This is a genomic window from Cellulosimicrobium cellulans, from assembly GCF_024124905.1.
In the GTDB taxonomy this organism is placed as follows: domain Bacteria; phylum Actinomycetota; class Actinomycetes; order Actinomycetales; family Cellulomonadaceae; genus Cellulosimicrobium; species Cellulosimicrobium cellulans_G.
Map to the genome: position 1 here is coordinate 168,746 of NZ_JAMXST010000005.1, position 19,449 is coordinate 188,194.

20 protein-coding genes and 1 riboswitch are annotated in these 19,449 nt (G+C 74.4%); of the genes, 12 read left to right on the plus strand and 8 right to left on the minus strand.

The genetic code is table 11. The features are described 5' to 3' along the window. Positions 1 to 7 precede the first annotated feature (7 nt). Both NHH00_RS15950 and NHH00_RS15955 read left to right on the plus strand, forming a co-directional pair. On the plus strand, positions 8 to 646 hold the full coding sequence (locus NHH00_RS15950; RefSeq protein WP_253054048.1) for a WXG100 family type VII secretion target: 639 nt from the start codon (positions 8 to 10) through the stop codon (positions 644 to 646). 136 nt (positions 647 to 782) lie between these two features. After that, a complete protein-coding gene (locus NHH00_RS15955) occupies positions 783 to 1,046 on the plus strand; it encodes a hypothetical protein (RefSeq protein ID WP_253054050.1) in 264 nt (87 codons plus the stop codon). 30 nt (positions 1,047 to 1,076) lie between these two features. On the opposite strand, the gene NHH00_RS15960 is transcribed toward NHH00_RS15955, so the two are convergent. Then, the gene (locus NHH00_RS15960) at positions 1,077 to 3,803 is read right to left on the minus strand and encodes a polynucleotide kinase-phosphatase (RefSeq protein WP_253054052.1); all 2,727 of its coding nucleotides are present in this window, start codon (positions 3,801 to 3,803) and stop codon (positions 1,077 to 1,079) included. After that, the gene (locus tag NHH00_RS15965) at positions 3,800 to 5,323 is read right to left on the minus strand and encodes a 3' terminal RNA ribose 2'-O-methyltransferase Hen1 (protein WP_253054918.1); all 1,524 of its coding nucleotides are present in this window, start codon (positions 5,321 to 5,323) and stop codon (positions 3,800 to 3,802) included. The genes NHH00_RS15960 and NHH00_RS15965 overlap by 4 nt, the downstream gene beginning before the upstream one ends. A 294-nt stretch (positions 5,324 to 5,617) precedes the next feature. Between NHH00_RS15965 and NHH00_RS15970 the strand changes: the two genes are divergently transcribed. Continuing rightward, positions 5,618 to 6,376 carry a TetR/AcrR family transcriptional regulator gene (locus NHH00_RS15970; protein WP_253054054.1) on the plus strand — a complete coding sequence of 253 codons (759 nt, stop codon included), beginning with the start codon at positions 5,618 to 5,620 and terminating at the stop codon, positions 6,374 to 6,376. A 147-nt stretch (positions 6,377 to 6,523) separates the two neighbouring features. After that, positions 6,524 to 6,647, plus strand: a riboswitch (FMN riboswitch). Between the two features lie 150 nt (positions 6,648 to 6,797). After that, complete coding sequence (gene pnuC / locus NHH00_RS15975; RefSeq protein WP_253054056.1) at positions 6,798 to 7,496, plus strand: nicotinamide riboside transporter PnuC; 699 nt, start codon at positions 6,798 to 6,800, stop codon at positions 7,494 to 7,496. A 31-nt stretch (positions 7,497 to 7,527) separates the two neighbouring features. Here pnuC and NHH00_RS15980 read toward each other — a convergent pair whose 3' ends face one another. Both NHH00_RS15980 and NHH00_RS15985 read right to left on the minus strand, forming a co-directional pair. After that, the gene (locus tag NHH00_RS15980) at positions 7,528 to 8,199 is read right to left on the minus strand and encodes a hypothetical protein (protein WP_253054058.1); all 672 of its coding nucleotides are present in this window, start codon (positions 8,197 to 8,199) and stop codon (positions 7,528 to 7,530) included. 9 nt (positions 8,200 to 8,208) lie between these two features. Next, positions 8,209 to 8,556, minus strand: a complete 348-nt coding sequence (locus tag NHH00_RS15985) for a VOC family protein (protein ID WP_253054060.1) — start codon at positions 8,554 to 8,556, stop codon at positions 8,209 to 8,211. A 196-nt stretch (positions 8,557 to 8,752) separates the two neighbouring features. On the opposite strand from NHH00_RS15985, the gene NHH00_RS15990 reads away from it, so the two are divergent. The 3 genes from NHH00_RS15990 to NHH00_RS20795 all read left to right on the plus strand — a co-directional run bounded on the left by NHH00_RS15990 (position 8,753) and on the right by NHH00_RS20795 (position 11,680). After that, the gene (locus tag NHH00_RS15990; protein WP_253054062.1) at positions 8,753 to 10,003 is read left to right on the plus strand and encodes an acyl-CoA dehydrogenase family protein; all 1,251 of its coding nucleotides are present in this window, start codon (positions 8,753 to 8,755) and stop codon (positions 10,001 to 10,003) included. A gap of 115 nt (positions 10,004 to 10,118) precedes the next feature. Further along, positions 10,119 to 11,348, plus strand: a complete 1,230-nt coding sequence (locus NHH00_RS15995) for an acetyl-CoA C-acyltransferase (RefSeq protein WP_253054064.1) — start codon at positions 10,119 to 10,121, stop codon at positions 11,346 to 11,348. 203 nt (positions 11,349 to 11,551) lie between these two features. Continuing rightward, positions 11,552 to 11,680 carry a hypothetical protein gene (locus NHH00_RS20795; protein WP_290445535.1) on the plus strand — a complete coding sequence of 43 codons (129 nt, stop codon included), beginning with the start codon at positions 11,552 to 11,554 and terminating at the stop codon, positions 11,678 to 11,680. On the opposite strand, the gene NHH00_RS16000 is transcribed toward NHH00_RS20795, so the two are convergent. Together NHH00_RS16000 and NHH00_RS16005 are read right to left on the minus strand one after the other, a co-directional pair. Next, a complete protein-coding gene (locus NHH00_RS16000; RefSeq protein ID WP_253054066.1) occupies positions 11,665 to 11,943 on the minus strand; it encodes a hypothetical protein in 279 nt (92 codons plus the stop codon). The genes NHH00_RS20795 and NHH00_RS16000 overlap by 16 nt on opposite strands. A gap of 9 nt (positions 11,944 to 11,952) precedes the next feature. Beyond that, positions 11,953 to 12,444: an NUDIX domain-containing protein gene (locus tag NHH00_RS16005; protein ID WP_253054068.1), complete on the minus strand. Its 492-nt coding sequence runs from the start codon at positions 12,442 to 12,444 to the stop codon at positions 11,953 to 11,955. A 217-nt stretch (positions 12,445 to 12,661) separates the two neighbouring features. Here NHH00_RS16005 and NHH00_RS16010 point away from each other — a divergent pair, with 217 nt between their 5' ends. The 3 genes from NHH00_RS16010 to NHH00_RS16020 all read left to right on the plus strand — a co-directional run bounded on the left by NHH00_RS16010 (position 12,662) and on the right by NHH00_RS16020 (position 14,600). Further along, positions 12,662 to 13,057: a RidA family protein gene (locus NHH00_RS16010; protein WP_087470003.1), complete on the plus strand. Its 396-nt coding sequence runs from the start codon at positions 12,662 to 12,664 to the stop codon at positions 13,055 to 13,057. Positions 13,058 to 13,182: 125 nt separating this feature from the next. After that, a complete protein-coding gene (locus NHH00_RS16015; RefSeq protein ID WP_253054070.1) occupies positions 13,183 to 13,905 on the plus strand; it encodes a phosphatase PAP2 family protein in 723 nt (240 codons plus the stop codon). Further along, positions 13,905 to 14,600, plus strand: a complete 696-nt coding sequence (locus NHH00_RS16020) for a phosphatase PAP2 family protein (protein ID WP_253054072.1) — start codon at positions 13,905 to 13,907, stop codon at positions 14,598 to 14,600. The genes NHH00_RS16015 and NHH00_RS16020 overlap by 1 nt, the downstream gene beginning before the upstream one ends. A 310-nt stretch (positions 14,601 to 14,910) precedes the next feature. On the opposite strand, the gene NHH00_RS16025 is transcribed toward NHH00_RS16020, so the two are convergent. Beyond that, positions 14,911 to 16,662 carry a glycosyl hydrolase family 18 protein gene (locus NHH00_RS16025; protein WP_253054074.1) on the minus strand — a complete coding sequence of 584 codons (1,752 nt, stop codon included), beginning with the start codon at positions 16,660 to 16,662 and terminating at the stop codon, positions 14,911 to 14,913. 311 nt (positions 16,663 to 16,973) lie between these two features. Here NHH00_RS16025 and NHH00_RS16030 point away from each other — a divergent pair, with 311 nt between their 5' ends. Continuing rightward, positions 16,974 to 17,966 (plus strand): L-lactate dehydrogenase, encoded by a 993-nt coding sequence (locus NHH00_RS16030; protein WP_253054920.1) that lies wholly within the window; start codon positions 16,974 to 16,976, stop codon positions 17,964 to 17,966. 13 nt (positions 17,967 to 17,979) lie between these two features. Here the strand turns inward: NHH00_RS16030 and NHH00_RS16035 are convergent, their stop codons facing one another. Beyond that, on the minus strand, positions 17,980 to 18,504 hold the full coding sequence (locus NHH00_RS16035; protein ID WP_253054076.1) for a DnaJ family domain-containing protein: 525 nt from the start codon (positions 18,502 to 18,504) through the stop codon (positions 17,980 to 17,982). Between the two features lie 70 nt (positions 18,505 to 18,574). On the opposite strand from NHH00_RS16035, the gene NHH00_RS16040 reads away from it, so the two are divergent. Continuing rightward, positions 18,575 to 19,192 (plus strand): TetR/AcrR family transcriptional regulator, encoded by a 618-nt coding sequence (locus NHH00_RS16040; protein WP_253054078.1) that lies wholly within the window; start codon positions 18,575 to 18,577, stop codon positions 19,190 to 19,192. The last annotated feature ends 257 nt before the right edge of the window (positions 19,193 to 19,449 follow it).

A 19,449-nucleotide genomic window follows, 5' to 3' on the forward strand; every position in this document is an offset into this window, starting at 1 on the left:
ACGCCCGATGTCAGGATTCTGGGGAAGCAGTCCCTCCGAGCTGCGCAACCTCGCCGCGCGCGCGACAGACGCCCGCGGACTGCTCGAGGACGCCCGCCACGTGCTCGACACGGCCGTGCGCGCCACGTCCTGGTCGGGTCCGGACGGCGACGCCTTCCGCACGTCGTGGGCCGAGGAGCTCGCACCCCGCCTGAGCGCCGCGGCGCTCGTCGTCGACCACCTCTCGACGACCCTTCGCCACAACGCCGCCCAGCAGGAGTCCTCGAGCGCACCGACCGGCCCCTCGGACGGGTGGGCGCTCCCGTCGATCCTTCGCGTCGGCTTTGCGTCCCCGTTCGAGCTCGAGGTCTGCGCACCCTTCGACCCCGACAAGGGTCCTTCTCCCCAGCCTCTCGCTCGGCCGGACCTCGACGACATCGTGGCGCTGCCCGCGCCGGTGCCCGACGGCATCGGTCCCGTCCGCTCCCTGCCCGACCGCGCCCCCGTGCCCCCGGACCTCGACGGTATCCAGTCCCTGCCGGCACGAGTGCCTCCGGGGAGCATCCCGTCCCTCCCCGACCACGCGCCCCTCGATCTCGACGACATCCAGGCGCTCCCCGCGCACCTGGACCCGCCGGGCGGCGCCTCGGAGCGGGTCTCCGAGTAGGCGGGTCATCCGGAGGTCGCACCCCGGTGGACCGCAGGATCCACCGGACGGGCGACGCGCCGGGGGCGGGTCGACGGGAAGACTGGCGGCACGGCGTCGGGCAGCGGCGCCGGAGACCTCCGGAGGTGCTCCGCCCGTGACGACCCCGACTCCTGCCCGGGACGCTGCGTCCCCCGAGCAGCTCCCCGAGCCGTCCCCCCAGCAGTCCTCCGCCCGTGCGGCCGCGCGCGGCCTGCGCTTCACGGCGCGTCGCGGTGCCCGACGGCGCGAGGCCGACCCCGCGCAGCGCCCGGCCGTCCCGCCGGTCGAGCGGGCGAACGGCTGGCTCGTCGCGGTCGCGGTGCTCGGGGCCGCGGTCCTCTTCTCCGTCCTCGCGATGAACGCCTTCATGGGCGGCTGACGCCCCGCACGCCTCCCGCCGTCGTCGCCGTCACAGTCGCGGGTCGACGGGCTCCGACTCCAGCGCCAGCACCGCGAACACCGGCTCGTGGACGCGCCAGGTCGCCTCGCCGCGCGCCACCCGGTCGAGCGCCTCGAGGCCGAGCGCGTACTCCCGCAGCGCGAGGGACCGCTTGCGCCCCAGCGACCGCTCGCGCAGCCGTTCGAGGTTGCGCTCCTCGGTGTACTCGGGGCCGTAGATGATGCGCAGGTACTCCCGGCCGCGGACCTTGAGCCCCGGCTGCACGAGCCCGCCGCCCTTCCCGGGAGCGCCCCGGCGCCGCACGAGGTTGGCGACCGGCTTGACCACCATGCCCTCGCCGCCGGCCGCCGTGAGCTCCTCCCACCAGGCCGTCCCCTCGGCGCGCGACGCGTCGTCGGCGAGGTCGACGACGACGCGCCGCGTCGTGCGGAACAGCGCCGGGTCCGCCGCGACGAGCCGGTCCGCGACGTCGAGGTGCCACAGGTGGTCTCGCTCGGCGTACGTCGTGCCGGCCGACTCCGCGGACCCGGCTCGCGCGGACGTCCCGCTCGCGAGCACCTGGAACGGCGCGACCTGCACGCCGCGCAGCGGGTCGGGCGCGGCGTCGCCGTCCACGGCCGCGCCCGTGTCCCAGCGGTAGCGCCGGTACGCCTCGACGAACAGCTCGGCGTCGGTCGACCGCCGCGCGGTCCGACGCCGGAGCTCGCCCACGTCGACGCCCCGCGCCTCCGCCGCGGCGAGGGCCGCCAGGGCCGCGGGCATGACCGCCCGTGCGGCCGCCCCGACGCTCGCGTACTGGTCGCGCAGGAGCTGGTCGGCCTTGAGCGACCACGGCAGCACCTCGGCGTCGAGCAGCACCCAGTCGGCGCCGAGAGCGTCCCACGTCCCGGCCGCGTCGAGGGCCGCGGCGACGCGCCCGAGCAGCAGCGCCGTCGTCGGCTCGTCGAAGAACGACCGCCCGGTGCGGGTGTGCACCGCGCCGGGCGCGTCGACCCCGAACCGCTCCGCGACGACGCGCGACCCGTCCGCCGACCCCGAGTCGCGCGCGACGAGCAGCACCGCGCGCGACCCCATGTGCTTCTCCTCGCACACGACCCGGTCGACGCCGTCGCGCGCGTACGCGGCGAACGCGCCGTCGGGGTGCTCGAGCAGGCCGGGCAGGGTGGAGGTCGCGACCGGGCTCATGGTCGGCGGCAGGTACAGCAGCAGCCGCGGGTCGACGGCGAACCGGCTCATGACCTCCAGCGCCCCCGCCGCCTGCTCCTCGCCGACGGTCACGCGCCCGTGCGTCGCGGTCTCGACGGCGCGCCGCCCGAGCACGTCGGCGACGGAGAGCAGGTCGGGCTCGCGCACCGGCGCGCCGTCCGAGCCCTCCGGCAGGAACGGGCGCGCGGGCGCGTAGTACTCGCGCGCGGCCGGCACCTGCACGACCTCCTTCTCCGGGTAGCGCAGCGCGGACAGCCTCCCGCCGAACACGCACCCCGTGTCGAGGCACATCGTGTTGTTGACCCACTCGGCCTCGGGCGTCGGCGTGTGCCCGTACAGGACCATGGCGTGGCCGCGGTAGTCGTCCGCCCACGGGTAGCGCACGGGCAGGCCGAACTCGTCGGTCTCGCCCGTGGTGTCGCCGTAGAGCGCGAAGCTCCGCACCCGCCCGGACGCCCGGCCCTGGTAGGACTCCTTGAGTCCCGCGTGCGCGACCACGAGGCGCCCGTCGTCGAGCACGAGGTGGGAGACGAGGTCGCGGCAGAACTCCGCGACCTCGCGCCGGAACTCCTCGGGCTCCTCGGCGAGCTGCGCGAGCGTCGTCTCGAGGCCGTGGGAGACCTTGACGTCGCGCCCGCCGAGCGCGCGCACGAGCTTGTGCTCGTGGTTGCCCGGCACCGCGAGCGCGTGGCCCGCCCGGACCATGCCCATCGCGAGGCGCAGCACGCCCGGGGAGTCGGGGCCGCGGTCGACGAGGTCCCCGAGGAAGATCGCGCGCCGGCCCTCGGGGTGCGCGGCGTCGACGGGCCGGCCCGCCTCGTCACGCACGACGGCGTACCCCAGCTCGCCGAGGAGCGCCACGAGCTCGTCGAGACAGCCGTGCACGTCGCCGATCGCGTCGAACGGGCCGTGCTCGTCGCGACGGTCGGTGAGCAGCGGCGTGCGCACGACCCGCGCGGCCGCGACCTCCTCCTCCCCGCGCAGCACGTGCACGGTGCGGAACCCCTCGCGCTGCAGGCTCTTGAGCGACGACCGCAGCGCCGCGCGCTGCCGCGTCACGACGTGCGCGCCGAACCCGCGGTCCGCACGTGCCGCGTTGCGCTCGACCGCGACCTTCTCGGGCACGTCGAGGACGATCGCGACGGGCAGCACGTCGTGGGCGCGCGCGAGGGCGACGAGGGTCTTGCGGGCCTCGCGCTGCACGTTCGTCGCGTCGACGACGGTGAGCAGGTTCACCTCGAGCCGCTTCGACACGATGGTCTCGAGCACCTCGAAGGCGGCCTTCGTGGCCGCCTGGTCGTTCTCGTCGTTCGACACGAGGCCGCGGCACACGTCCGACGACACCGTCTCGTACGGGCCGAAGTGCTCGCGCGCGAACGTCGACTTCCCCGAGCCGGAGACGCCGACGAGCACCACGAGGCTCGACGCGGGGACGCGCAGGTCGCGCGTCGGTCCCGCGTTCTCGGCCGCGTGCTCCGTCGTGTTCTCGGCCGCGGGCTCGCTCGTCCGCGATGTCGTCCGCTCGCTCATCGGGCCTCCTCCCCCTCGCGCGTGTCGGCTCCTGCCGCGGTCGGCACGTCGTGCACGACGGCCCCCTCCGGCACGAGCGTGAGGACCACCAGCTGCGTGGGCGCCCCGACGTCCGGCGCGAGCGGTCCGACGTCGCGGTGCTCGACCGCGTACCCGTACCGCTCCGCGGCGTCGCCCGCCCACGCGCGCAGCACGGCGCGCGTCCACTCGAACCGGTGGTCGGGGTGCCGCACCCGGCTCCCGCCCGGCCCGTCGAGCAGGTTCGGGTAGTGCACGTTGTACTCCGCGTTGGGCGTCGTCACGACGACGGTGCGCGGCCGCGCGTGCCCCAGCACCGCGTGCGCCAGCGCGTCGAGGCGCGACGGGTCGACGTGCTCGACGACCTCCATGAGGACCGCGGCGTCGAACCCCGTGAGCCTGTCGTCGGTGTACGTGAGGGACGACTGGAGCAGGCGCACGCGCTCGCGCTCGGCGTCGCTCGCGTCGTGCAGGCGCAGCCGGGCGGCCGCGCGCTCGAGCTCGCGCGCGGAGACGTCGGTGCCGAGGACGCGCGTGAACGTCCGGTCGGCGGCGAGCCGGCGCAGGAGCATGCCCTCGCCGCAGCCGAGGTCGACGACGGTCCTCGCGCCGACCTCGTGCAGCACCCCGAGCACCGCGTCCGCGCGCTGCCGGGCGAGCGGCGGCTCCGGCACGTCCGCCCCGGGTGACGTCGCGCCGTCGGGCGAGACCTCGCCGTCGGGCTCGGCCACGTCCGCGGGCGCGGCGCCGTCGAGCGCGGCGAGGCGCGCCGTCGCGTCCTCGACGTAGCGGCGCTGGTGCGCGAGGTAGCGGCGCAGGATCCGCGCGCGCTCGGGGTGGTCGGCGAGCCAGCCGCCGCCCGCGCGCACGAGCTTGTCCACCTCGTCCGTGGACACCCAGTAGTGCTTCGCGTCGTCGAGCACGGGCAGCAGCACGTAGAGCTGCGCGAGCGCGTCGGCGAGCCGTCGCGTGCCGCGCAGGCGCAGGTCGACGTACCGCGAGGCGCCCCACGCCGGGACGGCCGGGTCGAGCGGCTCCGCGGTCGCCGTCACGTGCCAGCCCAGCGGCTCGAAGAGCCGGCGCGCCAGGTCGGGCCCACCCCGGCAGGGCAGGGACGGGACGTGCAGCTCCAGCGGGAGCTCGACGTCGGGCAGCCCGGGCCGGGCGTCGCACCGCCCCGCCATGGCCGTCGCGAACACCTTGCCCAGCGCGACGGCGACCATCGACGAGGCGGCGTACGGCCGGTCGTTGACGTACTGCGCGAGGGCGAAGGCGTCGCCGCCACCGAAGCGCTTGTTCCGCACGATCCCGACCGGGTCGACCTCGAGCAGCAGCGCGACCTCGCACCGCGCCGCCGTCGCCTCGGGGTAGAACACGTGCGCGCGGCCCACGGGCAGGTCGAACACCTGGGCACGGTCCGGGTGCTTGTGCAGCAGGAACCCGAGGTCGGTGGCGTCGTCGAGCGTCCCCGGGGACGCCGTCGCGGCGAGGGTCACGAGCATGGGCGCCATGGTGTCATCCGACGCCGGGCAGGGCACCGGGATTGTGGACGGCCACGCAGCCTGTGGACGGCCACCGTTTTCAGCCCCTCCGCCCATCGACGCGGACGCTCGGGAGGTCTACCGTCGAACCACGGGCGCCGCTGCCCACGGCACGCGCCCGGCCAACGTCCAGCCGGCGGCCGCACGTGGTCGCCACGGCCGAGTGCGGGCCTTCGGGCCCGGGGGACGACCGCAGGGAGCGTCGGCGCTCGGCCGGAAGGGGCGCGCGAGCGGGACCGGTGTACCGTCCGGTGCATGACCGACGTCCGCAGCCGCACCCACGCCCAGGCCGTCGACGCAGCGATCGAGCTCTTCACCCGCAAGGGGTACGAGCAGACGACCGTCGAGGAGATCGCCGACGCCGCCCAGGTCAGCCGCGCCACCTTCTTCCGCCGCTACGGCTCCAAGGAGGACGTGGTCTTCGCGGACCACGAGCTCCTGCTCGACGAGGTCGTCGTCATGCTCGCCGCGACGCGGCCCGTGCCCGACGCGGAGGGCCGGCTCACGCCGGACCCCGCCGTCGACCCGTACGTCGAGGTCTGCCGCGCGGCGCGGCTCGTGTTCGACCACCACGTCGGGCAGCGGGAGACGTCGCTCGCGCGGTGGCAGCTCCTCCAGCAGGTGCCGGCGCTGCGCGACCGCGAGCTCGTCACGACGCACCGCTACGAGCGCGCCTTCACCGCGTACCTGCGCGACGCGCTCCCGCCGGACGAGCGCCGGTCGACCGCGTCCATCGCGTTCGCCGCGTCGGTCGTCGCCGTCCACAACGCGCTCCTGCGCCGGTGGCTGCGCTCCCCCGACCAGGACCTGCGCCCCCAGCTCGAGGAGGCGTTCGCGGACCTGCGCCGCGCCGCCGTCGGCCGGTACGCCGCGCCCGACGGCGCCGCCCAGGAGCGCAGCGGGGACGGCACGCCCACGGCGCGCCGCGTCGTCGTGACCGTGGTGGACGCCGACGCGGACGCGCAGGGCGTCGCGGACGACGTCGCGCGCGCCGTCCGCGACGCGCTCGCGTGACCAGCTGAGATCGGCAGCTTCTGCCGAGTTCGGTCATCGCGACTGCCGACCTCGGTCGTGTGTGCCGATGTCGCGTCGAGCGACCGGTCGGCGCGGCGTCGGGGAATGCGCCGGTAGCATCAGCGGTTGCAGAACGCAGTACGCACGAACGTGCTCCGGGGTCGGTGCAATTCCGAGCCGGCGGTGACAGTCCGCGACCCGCGCCCACGCGCGGTTGACCTGGTGGAACTCCAGGACCGACGGTGACAGTCCGGATGGGAGGAAGCACGTGCGGCGCGGCCTTCCTCGGCCGGGCTCTCGCGAGCCCGCGCGACGGGGCGCGGCCTCGCCGTGGTGAGCGACGCCGTCGGGCCCTCGTGGCCCGGCCCCGCCGCCGGCCCTCACCCCGGAGCACGCGTGCCCGGGAGGACGAGGACATCCGATGGACCTGATCCACGCGCTGTTCGACGCGCAGCTGACGATCGGCGACCAGCACCTGCTGTGGCGCGAGATCGTGGGCAACGGGTTCGGCCTGGCGTCGGCGCTGGGCGGTATGCGGCGCAAGGTGTGGGCGTGGCCGGTGGGCATCGTCGGCAACCTGCTGCTGCTCACGGTGTTCCTCGGCGCGGTCTTCGCGACGCCCAACCCCGTCAACCTGCTCGGCCAGGCCGGGCGGCAGGTCATGTTCGTCGTCGTGTCGGTGTACGGGTGGGTGCAGTGGCGCCGGACCCAGGCCCGGCTCGGCGAGACCGACGCCGACAGCCACGGCGTCGCGGTCGTGCCGCGCTGGGCGTCGTGGCGCCAGCGCGCGTTCCTCCTCGTCGCGCTCGTCGGCGGGACGGCGCTGCTCACGCCCCTGTTCCGGGCGCTCGAGTCTTACGAGCCCGTCTGGGCCGACGCGTGGATCTTCATGGGCTCGCTGCTCGCGACGTACGGCATGGCCAAGGGCTGGGTCGAGTTCTGGCTGATCTGGGTCGCGGTGGACGTCGTGGGCGTGCCGCTGCTGATCTCGGCCGGGTTCTACGCGTCCGCGTTCATGTACGTGTTCTACGGCGCGTTCACGCTCGTCGGGTTCTTCGTGTGGTGGCGCGTCAACCGGCGCGCGACGGCCGAGGCCGAGGCGGCGGGTGCGCCCGCCTGACCCGGGTGCCTGCGGCCGGGTCAGCCGCGGGTCAGTCCTCGAACAGCATCCGGTCCGACGGCGCGGCGCGGCTCGCGCGCAGCGCCGGGTCCGTGCACAGCGCCTCGACGAGCGCGTCGCTCCCGCCCACGTAGGTCGCGGCGGCGTCGATCTCCGTCCCGACGAACCACGACCGGTCCTCGGGCCACCACAGGTTGGGCGGCTGCTCGTGGTCGCGGAACGCGCCGGCGTCGGCGAGCGTCCCCGTCCACAGGTGGTACTCGCGGTGCGGGAGCAGGAGCATCGGGGCGGCCGGGCGCTCGACGAGCGTCGGCGCGAGGTGCTCCCACGCCTCGGCGACCGCGCGCTCGATCTCCTCGGGGGTCGGCCGCGGCTCGTCCTCGGGCCACCCGACGAGCGGCGCGACGCCCGAGCTCGCGCGCGGGTCGGTGCCGTGGTCGTAGAGGAACGCGTGGCCCGTCCACAGGGCGAGGTGCACCGCCTGGTCGCCGGTGAAGGGTGCGAGCGCCGCGGCCAGGGCGTCGGTCCGCGTCGCGAGCGTGACGTCGTCGTCCCAGCCCGGGTGCGGGACGCACGCGTACGCCGCGTAGCCGCGCGGGACCGTGCCGTCGACGCGCGGGCCGAACGCCCCGAGGCGCGGCGCGATCCACGCGCCCGCGGAGGCGTCGTCGTCCCAGGTCACCCGGTCGGCCGTCGTCGTCACGCGCGCACCCTACGACGACGGGAGCGCGCCGCTGAGCCCGATCTCGTTGCCGTCGGGGTCGCGGAACACGGTCTTCACGACCCCGCCGTCGTAGGTCTCGCGGCGGTCCGGCTCGATGCCCCGGCCCGACGCCGCGGCGAGGAACGCGTCGACGTCGTCGCGGAACACCGTGACGACGCCGTGGCCGGCGTGCTCGGGCACCTGCTCGACGACGAGCCACCGGTGCTCGGCGAGCTCCCACACGGACTCGGTGGGCGTCGCGACGAACGTCGGGTCCGACCCGAGCAGGCGCACGTACCAGTCGCGCGCCGGGTCGTGGTCGCGCACGTGCATCGTCACGAACAGGTCGAGTGCCATCTCTCGACGGTAGGACGGAGGTCGCGAGATCGCACGGCGCCGTGGATCCGGTGCGATACGCCGTCTCAGATTGACTGATACCGGGTATCGCTGCACTATGGGAGAGACCGCCGCCGACGCCGGGCCCGCACCCGGGGACCCGCGCCGGAGCCGGTCGCGCACGACCGACCCCAGCCGCCCTCCCAGGGGAGCACCGATGCCCACCACCCCGATCATGCCCGGAGTCACCGAGCCCACCTACGACCTCGCGACCCCGCTCGACCTCGACTACGCCGGCGCGTTCGCCGACGCGACCGAGGAGGACCGCGCCCACCAGCAGCGCGTCCGGCAGTTCGTCCAGGACGAGGTGCTCCCGGTCATCGACGACTACTGGGAGCGCGCCGAGGTCCCGTTCGACCTCGTCAAGCGCATGGGCGAGCTCGACCTCCTGCGCGACGGCGTCGACGTCGAGGGCCGCCCGCGCGTGAGCCTGCTCGGCGCGGGCCTCGCCGCGATGGAGATGTCGCGCGGCGACGGCTCCGTCGCGACGATCTGCGGCGTCCAGGGCGGTCTCGCGCTGCGCAGCATCCAGATGCTCGGCTCCGACGAGCAGCGGGGGAGGTACGCCGAGCCCATGGCGCGCGGGGAGATCCTCGGCGCGTTCGCGCTCACCGAGCCCACCCACGGCTCGGACTCCGTCTCGCTCGAGACGACGGCGCGCAAGGAGACGCGCGACGGCGTCGAGGGCTACGTGCTGAACGGCGAGAAGAAGTGGATCGGCAACGGGTCGTCGGGCCACATCACGGTCGTGTGGGCGCGCCTCGTCGGCGACGCCGAGGACGGAGCCGACGGCCAGGTCCACGGGTTCGTCGTGCCGCAGGACACCCCCGGCTACACGGGCACGACCATCACCGGCAAGGTGTCGCTCCGCGCGATCTGGCAGGCGCACGTCGTGCTCGACGACGTGTTCGTCCCCGCCGAGAACGCCCTGCCCGGCGCGCGGTCGTTCAAGGACACCTCGCGCGTGCTCTTCGCGACGCGCCTCGGGGTGGCGTGGGCCGCCGTCGGGCACGCGGTGGCCTGCTACGAGGCCGCGGTCGCGTACGCGACGCAGCGCGTCCAGTTCGGGCGCCCGCTCGCCGCGAACCAGATGGTCCAGGAGCGCCTCACCAAGATGCTCTCGACGATCACGCAGCTCCAGCTCCTCGTCGCGCAGATGACGCGCCTCGACGAGGCGGGGACGCTCACCGGCCCGCAGGCGTCGCTCGCCAAGTACACGTGCACGCGCGGGGCCCGCGAGGTCGCGGCGAGCGCGCGCGACCTCCTCGGCGGCAACGGGATCCTGCTCCAGAACCGCGTCGCGCGGCACTTCGCCGACATCGAGGCCCTGCACACGTACGAGGGCACCGAGTCGGTCCAGGCGCTCATCGTCGGGCGTGACATCACGGGCGTCTCCGCGTTCGTCTGACGGTCCCGAGGGCGCACGCCCTCCCCCTGCTCCCCGGCGCCGCTCGCCCCTCCTCGCGGCGCCGGGGCTCCTTCCTGTTCGCCCCGTCTCCTCGCCCTCCCCGGATCGGAGTCCCATGAGCACCGCCGCCAGCCCCCTGCCCGACGTCGCCGTCACCCCCGAGGACGAGGTCACCCCGGTCCTCCTGCACGGCGCACGCACCCCGTTCGCGCGCTTCCGCGGCGCGCTCGCCTCGCTCTCGGCCGCCGAGCTCGGCGCGCACGCGATCCGCGGCGCGCTCGCGGCCGCGGGCGTCGCGCCGGAGCAGGTCGACACGGTGATCGTCGGGCAGGTCGTGCAGGCGGGCGCCAAGCAGGGCCCCGCGCGCCAGGCCGCGATCCTCGCGGGCCTCGGCTGGGACGTGCCCGCCGTGACGATCAACAAGCTGTGCCTCTCGGGCCTCACCGCGATCATCGACGCGGCCCGGCTGGTCCGCACGGGCGAGGCGAGCGTCGTCGTCGCGGGCGGCCAGGAGTCCATGACGAACGCCCCGCACCTGGTCGTGGGCTCGCGCGCCGGGTTCGCGTTCGGGGACGTGACGATGGCCGACTCCCTCACGCACGACGGCCTCAACGACCCGTTCAGCGGCGAGGTCATGGGCGAGCTCACCGACCGCGGCTGCGCGACGCGCGGCATCGGCCGCCCCGAGCAGGACGCGTTCGCGCTGCGCTCGCACCAGCGGGCCGCCGCGGCGCGCGACGCCGGGCGCCTCGCCGAGGAGATCGCCCCGGTCGAGGTGCCGCAGCGGCGGGGCGAGCCGGTCGTCGTCGAGCACGACGAGGGCGTGCGCGCCGACACGACGCTCGAGGCCCTGGAGCGCCTGCGCCCGGCCTTCGTGCGGGACGGGACCATCACCGCCGGGTCGAGCTCGCCGCTGTCCGACGGCGCGGCGGCGGTCGTCGTCGCGAGCCGCGCCTTCGCGAAGCGCAACGGCCTGCCGTGGCTCGCCGAGATCGGTGCGGCGGGGCAGGTCGCGGGACCCGACAACTCGCTGCACTCCCAGCCGGCGCGGGCCATCGAGGCCGCCGTGCAGCGCGAGGGGATCGCCGCGGCGGACCTCGACCTCGTGGAGATCAACGAGGCGTTCGCCGCCGTCGCGCTGCAGTCGGTCGCGGACCTCGGCATCGACGCGGACGTCGTGAACACCGACGGCGGCGCCATCGCGCTCGGCCACCCCGTCGGCGCCTCCGGCGCCCGCCTCGCGCTGCACCTCGCGCTCGCGCTGAAGCGCCGTGGCGGCGGCGTCGGCGCGGCGGCGCTGTGCGGCGGGGGCGGGCAGGGCGACGCGCTGATCCTGCACGCCTGACGCCCTCGTCGGGCACGCAAGACCCCGCCGCACGCGCTTGCCCGAGCGACCCACCCGACCCTGGTGCACGATGCTGCACCAGGGTCGGCGCGTTCCGGTCTCCGCGGTGTGACGCAGATCGCGCCGAGGTCGGCCGGAACCGCGTCATGGATCGCGTCGGGCGCGGTCTCTCTCCCTGGAACCACCCCGACGAGAGGACCGCCATGACCACCGTGACCGAGGCAGCCCGCCGCACCGCGAGCCGCGCGCGGCACTCGCACCTGTCCGCCGCCGCCGTCGTGCTCGTCGGCCTCGTCGCCGGTTTCGCCGCGGCGCCCTACCTGCTGGGCTGACCCGGACCGCCGTCCGGCGGGCGCTCGCCGCGGAACGAGTCGACGAACCCCCAGACCGCGCTCCCGACCCCGCTGAGGCAGAGGATCGAGACCAGGGTCAGCATCAGCGCCTCGGCGGCGTCGCCCGCGAGCCAGGCCTGGACCGCGCCCGCCACGACGAAGGGGCTGACCAGAGCGCACAGCACCAGCACCGCGACGGCCCACCAGCGGCGTCGTCGCTGGTCGCGCGGCGGCTTCGAGAGCCCGTAGTGATACAGCGCCACGCCCGGAGCCTACGGCTCGACGGCAGGGTCGCGGGCGTCCGCCAGCCGCTCCTCGAGGCGGTCGAGCAGCGGGACCTGGCCCGCGACGACGAGGCCGCGAGCCCGTGCGAGCGGGAACCAGCCGGCCCGGTCGAGCTCGGGGAACTCCTGCATCCGCCCCGAGCGCGGCGGCCACTCCAGCGCGAACGTGTTGCTGGAGATCGCCGCGACGTCGAGGTCCGCCTCGCGTGCCCACGCCGCGACGAGCTTCCCCGCACGCTGACGCACGGTGCCGAGGTCGAGGTCGGGCGCCTGCGCCGCCGGGGCCGGGACGCCGAGCTCCTCCGCGAACTCGCGCAGCGCCGCGGCGTGACCGTCCTCGCCCGGCTCCACCTCGCCCTTGGGGATCGTCCAGCCGCCCGCGTCCTTGCGCGCCCACAGCGGTCCGCCCATGTGCCCGAGGAGCACCTCGACGACGTCGTCACGGAACCGGTAGAGCACGAGCCCTGCTGACTGATTCACCCCTCCTTCCTACACAGCCGACGGCGGGACGGCCCGTCGGGGGCCGTGCCCCGGGTTTCATCGTGGGCGGGTCGTGGTCCTGGGTGGGCGGGCCGGGCTCCTTTCCCGCCGTGGTCGTGGGTGAAGGCGGGGGCCGGGTTCGTCGCCCGCCGTGGGCCTGTGGGTGGCCGCGCGTAGCGTCGGTCGCCTCAGGACCAGACCGCAGGAGGGGACGACCATGACCACGCCGAGCGTCACGCACCTCAACCCGGCCGGGCTGCACCGCAACCCGGCCTTCTCCCAGGGCACGATCGTCGAGACCGGCCGCACGCTCTACGTCGGCGGCCAGAACGGGACCGACGCCGAGGGCGCGATCGTCGAGGGCGGCATCGCGGCCCAGACCGCGCAGGCGCTGCGCAACGTCCTCGCCGTGCTGGCGGAAGCGGGCGCGGGGCCGCAGGACGTCGCGCGGCTCGCCGTCTACCTCGACCCCGAGGCCGACCTCATGGCGGGCTTCGCCGCCGTCGGCGAGGTCTGGGGTCCGCACCCCGCGGCGGTGACGGTCCTCCGGGTGGGGATCGGCCGGCCCGGTGCTCTCGTCGAGATCGAGGCGGTCGCGGCCCTGCCCGCCTGAGCCGCTCGGGCTGACACCCCTCTCCACGGGCGTGCGGCAATAGCCCCGCCGACGATCGGGCCGTCGGTACGGAACCGCCCCCCTCTCCACGGGCGTACGGCCGTAGCCCCGGCTACCGTCCGGGGGTGCCCGCCGACCCTGCCCTGCGCCGCTCGCTCGGGCGTGCCAGGAGGCGCGCGCTGGGGAGAGCCGCGGCGTACGGGATCGCGGCCTCCGTCCCGGTGCTCGTGCTCGCGTGGCTCGTGTGCGCGGAGTCGGGGCTCGTCGTCGGGGCCGACCGCGCCGCCGTCGCCGCGGCGACCGGGTTCACCGGCGAGCGGCCCGCGTTCGAGCGCACCCTGCTCGTGGGGCAGGAGGTGCTCGCCGCACGGTGGATGAACCTCGCCGCGATGGGCGTGTGCCTCTGGGCGTGGCGGCGCCACGGCCTCGGGACACGGGCAGCCTGGGCGGCCGGGACGATCTGGGGCGCGTGGGCGCTCGGGCTCGGCGCGAAGGAGCTCGTCGACCGCGCGCGTCCCGTCGTCGAGGACGCGGTGACCGTCGTGCCCGGGTCCAGCTTCCCCTCCGGGCACGCGATGAACGCCGCCGCCGTCGGGGTCAGCCTCACGGTGCTCGTCTGGCCGCTGCTCGGCCGTCGTGGCCGCGTGGCCGTCGTCGGCGGCGCGACCGCGCTGGCGCTCGTCACCGCGGCCGACCGCGTGCTGCTCGGCGCGCACTACCCGTCCGACGTCGTCGGCGGCATCCTCTTCGGCGGCGCCGTCGCGGGGGCGTCCGCCGTCGGCTACCACGGGTGGACGTCCGCCCGGTCTGCCCGCTCTTCCGGCTCCGCTCCCAAGAACGAGGTCTGATGCATCCCTTCGTGCACCGCTACGAGCTCGACACGTCCCGACCCACCGCGAAGGAGGTGCTGCGCGACGTCGGGCTCCGGGCCTTCCTCCCCGGCGCGGTCCTGTGGGTCCTCATCGTCGCGACCGGTTTCCTCGTGACCGGTCCGCTGGGCAACCTGCCCGGCGAGGTCGGGGTGAACCGGTGGCTCGAACAGCGGCGCACGCCCTTCTGGGACACCGTGACCGACCTGTTCTCGCTGATCGGGACCACCGAGTTCATCATCGGCGGGACGGTGCTCACCATCGCGCTCGTCTGGTGGCGCACGCGGCAGTGGTGGTTCGCCGTCGTGCCCGCGCTCGCCGTCGCGCTCCAGGCGCTGATCTTCCTCACGTCGTCGATCGTCGTCGGGCGCGAGCGCCCCGACGTCTCGCGGCTCGACGAGGCGCCGCCCACGTCGAGCTTCCCCTCCGGCCACACCGGCGCGTCCGCGGCGTTCTACCTGACCCTCGCCCTGCTCGCGCAGCGCATCACGCATCCCGTCCTGCGCGTCGTCGTCACGATCCTGTGCTGCCTCGTGCCGCTCGCGGTGGGCCTCTCCCGCCTCTACCGCGGCGCCCACGGCCCGGCCGACGTCGTCGTCGGGCTGGTCAACGGCGTCGTCTGCTGCATCCTCGCCTGGAACTACCTACGCCGCGACGTCCGCACCCAGCGCTGAGGGCGACGCCCACCGCGCGAGGTAGAGGCCTGGCCAGACGAGGTAGAGGCCTGGTCGCGCGAAGTAGAGGCCCGGTCGCCCGAGGTAGAGGCCCGGTCGCCCGAGGTAGAGGCCCGGTCGCCCGAGGTAGAGGGCTGGTCCGCGAGGTAGAGGCATGGTCGGCCGAGGAAGAGGCATGGTCCCGCGAGGTAGCGGCCTGGTCGGTGCGCCTGTCCCCGAACGACGACGGCGGGCCCGGTCCTGAGACCGGGCCCGCCGTCGTCGTGCGGTGGTCGTCCGGGCGATGCGCGCGCCCGGACGACCCGTCAGATCACGCGCAGAGACCCACCGGGTCCCACGAGCCCCACGTCACGGACCCGGGCAGCTCGCCCTGGGTCCACCACTGGGCCGTGTAGTTGACCCCGGCGCGGGACACGGTCTGCCCGCCGGTGTAGACGGCCTCGCGCGACCATGCCGGGGCGCAGTCCGCGACCTCGACCTCGGGCGCCGTGCCGCAGGGACCGATCTTCTTCCAGGCGTTGGACGCGCCCGGCTCCTGGTTGCGGGTCCACCACTGGGCCTTGTACTCCGAGCCCTCGTGCGAGACGACCTCGCCACCGGTGTAGACGCCCGTGCCGTACCAGGGCACCGCGCACTCGTCGGCCACGCCGGGACCGGGGGTCGCCGCACGGAACGTCGAGCCCAGCGCGTCACCCAGCTCGTTGCGGTAGTCGCCCGAGAGGTCCCACCACATCGCGCCGCCGTAGCCCTGCGTCGCGACGAACTCGGCCTTCGCCGTCACGGACGCCGGGTCGTCGTAGCTCCACCACTGGTCGCCGTCGTAGAGCCAGCTCGCGCCGATCTCCGGGTCGAAGTACTGCTCGCCGTCGAACGACCGCAGCTCGGCGTACGTCTTGGTGCCGACGTAGCCCGCGGCGGGCTGCCAGCCCTGCGAGCCGTCCTCGACGCCGTACCAGCCGTGGCCGTACGCCGCGAGGCCCGCGTTGACCTGCGACGGGTCGGCGCCCGCGTTGACGTACATGCCGAGCGCGCCGTCGAGTCCGAGGCCCCAGTTCTGCGTGCCGTCGGGGTGCAGGTTGCCCTGGTGGCCCGTCTGGTTCGGTACCCAGCCGCCGTGGAAGTCGTAGCCCTGGACGTTGAGGAAGTCCACGACGGCGAACAGGCGCGGGTCGAGCCAGCCGCCCTGGCCCGCGTTCCAGCCACCGGCCGGCGCGAACGCCGTGAGGAGGTAGTCCTCGCCGTTCGCCGCGCCGCGCGCGTCGAGCGCGGTGCGGAACTCCTCCATGAGGAGCAGGAAGTTCTCCTTGTCCTCGGGACGGGCGTTCGCCGTCTCCCCGCCCGTGACCGGCCACTCCCAGTCGATGTCGATGCCGTCGAAGATGCCGGCCGCGGCGCCCGGGCCGCCCTTGCCGTCGACGACCGGCAGGTTGCCGTCGATGTACAGGTCGAGGCACGAGTCGACGAGCGCCGTGCGGCCCTCGGCCGTGGATGCCGCCTCGGAGAAGTTGTCGGACCAGGTCCAGCCGCCGAGCGAGATGAGGATCTTGGTGTCGGGGCTGACGGCCTTCAGCTTCTTGAGCTGGTTGAAGTTGCCGGCGAGCTTCTGGCCGGGCTTGTCGGCCTTGCCGTCGACGGAGTCCTTGGCCGCGACCTCCGCGACGAAGTCGTTGAGGGGGTCGCCCTCGCCGGGGACGTCGGCGATGTCGCACACGAGGTCGGTCGTGACGTTGCCGAAGGCATAGTTGATGTGCGTGAGGTCCTCGATCGCGCCGGTGCGGACGAGGTCGGCCACGTGGAAGTCGCGGGTCACGCGCGAGTCGGCCATGACGTAGCCGACGCTGCGGAACCCGTTGATGTCCGACGGCCCGGCGACGGAGGCCGCTGGCTTGGCCGTGGGCTGCGGCGCCGCCACGGCGGGCGACGCGAAGGTGGCCGCGGTCAGGGCGAGCGCCCCGGCGACGGCGGTGGCGGCGACCACGCGCGAGCGGGTGGTCGGTGCGGGCGAGGTCTTGGCGAGCGAGCGGCCCGAGGAGGCCGCGCTGGGTGTCGATCGATCGTTCATGAAGGCCTCGTTGCTCTTCGGCCCGGGCTGGGGATCCCGGGATTTGTTCGGTCTCCTGCAACTTACCTGGACAGGAGGTGTTTACGCCAGGGTCCGAACGAAAATCGCCCGCTCGTGGGTTTGTGTCGGACGGTCGACCCGCAGCCCGTGGACGCCCGTCCAGGAGCCGGCGTGGGCCGGCTCCTCGCGGGGGCCGGTCGCACGCTCCCCCGTCGCCGTCCGCCGAGACGTCTTAGCCTGGAAGCGGCCCGTACTTCTCATGCGACGCGCGCGACGAGGGAGTGACTGCGGTGAGGCAGGAGCGGAGCGACATCCAGACCGGTGAGACGAGAACCGGGACAGGCGGGATCCAGACAGGCACGACGGCGAAGGTCGCCGTGGTCGGGGCCGGCTCGGTCGGCGCGACCTTGGCCTACGCCGTCCTGATCCGCGGGGCGGCGCGCGAGGTGGTCCTGTTCGACGTCGACACGGCCAAGGTCCGCGCCCAGGCCCTCGACCTCGCGCACGGCATCCAGTTCATGCCCATGGCACGCGTCGAGGGCTCCGACGACGTCGCGGTCTGCGCGGACGCGGACGTCGTCGTCGTCACCGCGGGCGCCAAGCAGCAACCCGGGCAGACGCGCATCGACCTCGCCGCCCGGACCGTCGGCCTGGCGCGCACGCTCATGCCCCAGCTCGTCGAGGTCGCGCCCCACGCCGTCTACCTCATGGTCACCAACCCCGTCGACGTCGTCACCTACGCCGCCCTGAAGTACTCCGGACTGCCGCGCGCGCAGGTCCTCGGCTCCGGCGCGGTTCTGGACTCGTCACGGTTCCGGTACCTCATCGCGGACCACGTCGGCGTGGCCGTGCAGAACGTGCACGCCTACGTCGCCGGCGAGCACGGCGACACCGCCGTGCCGCTGTGGTCGTCCGCGACGATCGGCGGCGTGCCGCTCCTGGAGCTCGACCCGTTCGACGGCCGGGACCCGCTGACCGAGGAGGTGCGCCGGGCCATCGCGCACGACGTCGTCCACTCCGCCTACGACATCATCGCCGGCAAGGGCGCCACCGCCTACGCGATCGGCCTCGCCGCCTCCCGCGTCGTCGAGGCGATCACCAACGACGAGCACCGCGTCATGCCGGTCTCCTCGCTCCTGAACGGTTACCGAGGCATCGACGACGTGTGCCTCTCCGTCCCGACCATGGTCAGCCACGACGGCGCCGGGACCCTGCTGCGGACACCCTTGTCCGACGGCGAGCTCACCGCGCTGCACCGGTCCGCCGACGCACTGCGAGCCGCGGCAGCCGAGGTCGGGCTCTGAGGGGAACGTGCGGCTAGCGGTGCCGCCCCAGGAAGCGCCGACGGCGACGTCGACCCTCGGCAGGCGCGTCCGCACACGACCACGCCTCCGCCTCCGCGGCGCGTGCGGCCCGGCGGCGGGCCCATGCGGCGACCGTCTCGTCCACGTCCCGCGGCATGGTGACCAGGGGCGGGCCCGCGGGCGGCTGGTAGCGGCCGCGCAGCACGCGCCGGTTGAACTCCTCGACCTCGTGCCGCACGTCTTCCTCGACCCAGATCTCGTCGAGGCGCTCGTCGAGCGCGGCGTCTTCTCTGCGCAGTTCGATGGAGGGTGGGAGAACCACGAGCCGCTCGCGCTTGACGAGGTTCTTCAGCCACCAGTCGGGGTCGTAGCGGTCGGGCATGGGGAGCGGCTTGCCGCTGCCGGGCAGGTCGTCGAACTCGCCGCGTTCGATCGCTCTGCGGATGTGCATGTCGGCCAGCAGGGCGATGGCCACCTCGTCATCGATGGCGACCGCGCACGGGTTGAAGAACGCCGGGGGCGGGTGCGGGTCGGCCATCGCTGCTCCGTTCCGTCGTTGACAATACGGCTGTATTGTGTCACGCGAATCGTCAACGAGGGGGGCCTGAATGCCGAAGCTGGTGGACTACCAGGAGCGTCGCGCGGCGATCGCGCGTGCGCTGTGGCGCGTCGTCGACCAGCAAGGCTGGACCAAGGCCACGATGCGCGAGGTCGCGAGCGAGGCCGGGGTCTCGCTCGGGCACGTGCAGCACTACTTCGCGTCACGCACCGCGTTGTTGACCTTCGCGATGGAGTTCGCCGCCGAGCAGACCGCCGACCGCGTCGCGCGAGGACTGGCCGCGCTCGACCAGCCCCCGCACCCGCGGGACGTGCTCCGGCTGGTCCTCGTCGAGATGCTCCCCCTGCACCCCGATGCGCGGGCGTCGAGCCGCATGAGCGCCGCCTACGTCCTGGAGGCGCTGCACGACCCGACGCTGCGCAAGCAGGCGAGCCTCGGGCTGCGTGACGGCCGCGCCCTGTTGGAACGGCTCGTCCGCGAGGCGATCAGGCAGGGCCAGATCGCACCGGACCGCGACCCGGACATCGAGACGGATCTCCTTCTGGCGCTGACCGGGTTCACTCCGCTGCTCGAGCTCGATGTGATCGAATCCCAAGCTGCGCTCACAGCGATCGACCAGCACCTGAATCGCCTCTTCGCTGGCGCAGGACCGCGTTCCCTGCGGTAGTGCCAGGAGGTCGGCCCAGATCGCGATGTCAGGTGTCGAGCCAGCCTAGGTCAACGAGACCTCGTCGCGTTTCGCCCGAGTCCGACGGAGCGCCCAAGGCCGCGGAGTAACGCAAGCGGACCCTTCGTGCGAGAGTAACGGTGGGCTTGGCGCGTTCCACGCCGTCGGATGGCCGCGTCAGAAACGACCTCTGACTCGCGACGGCTCGCGGGCGCAACTCGGATGGGATTGTGCGCGACACCACCCGCGCTTCCGTT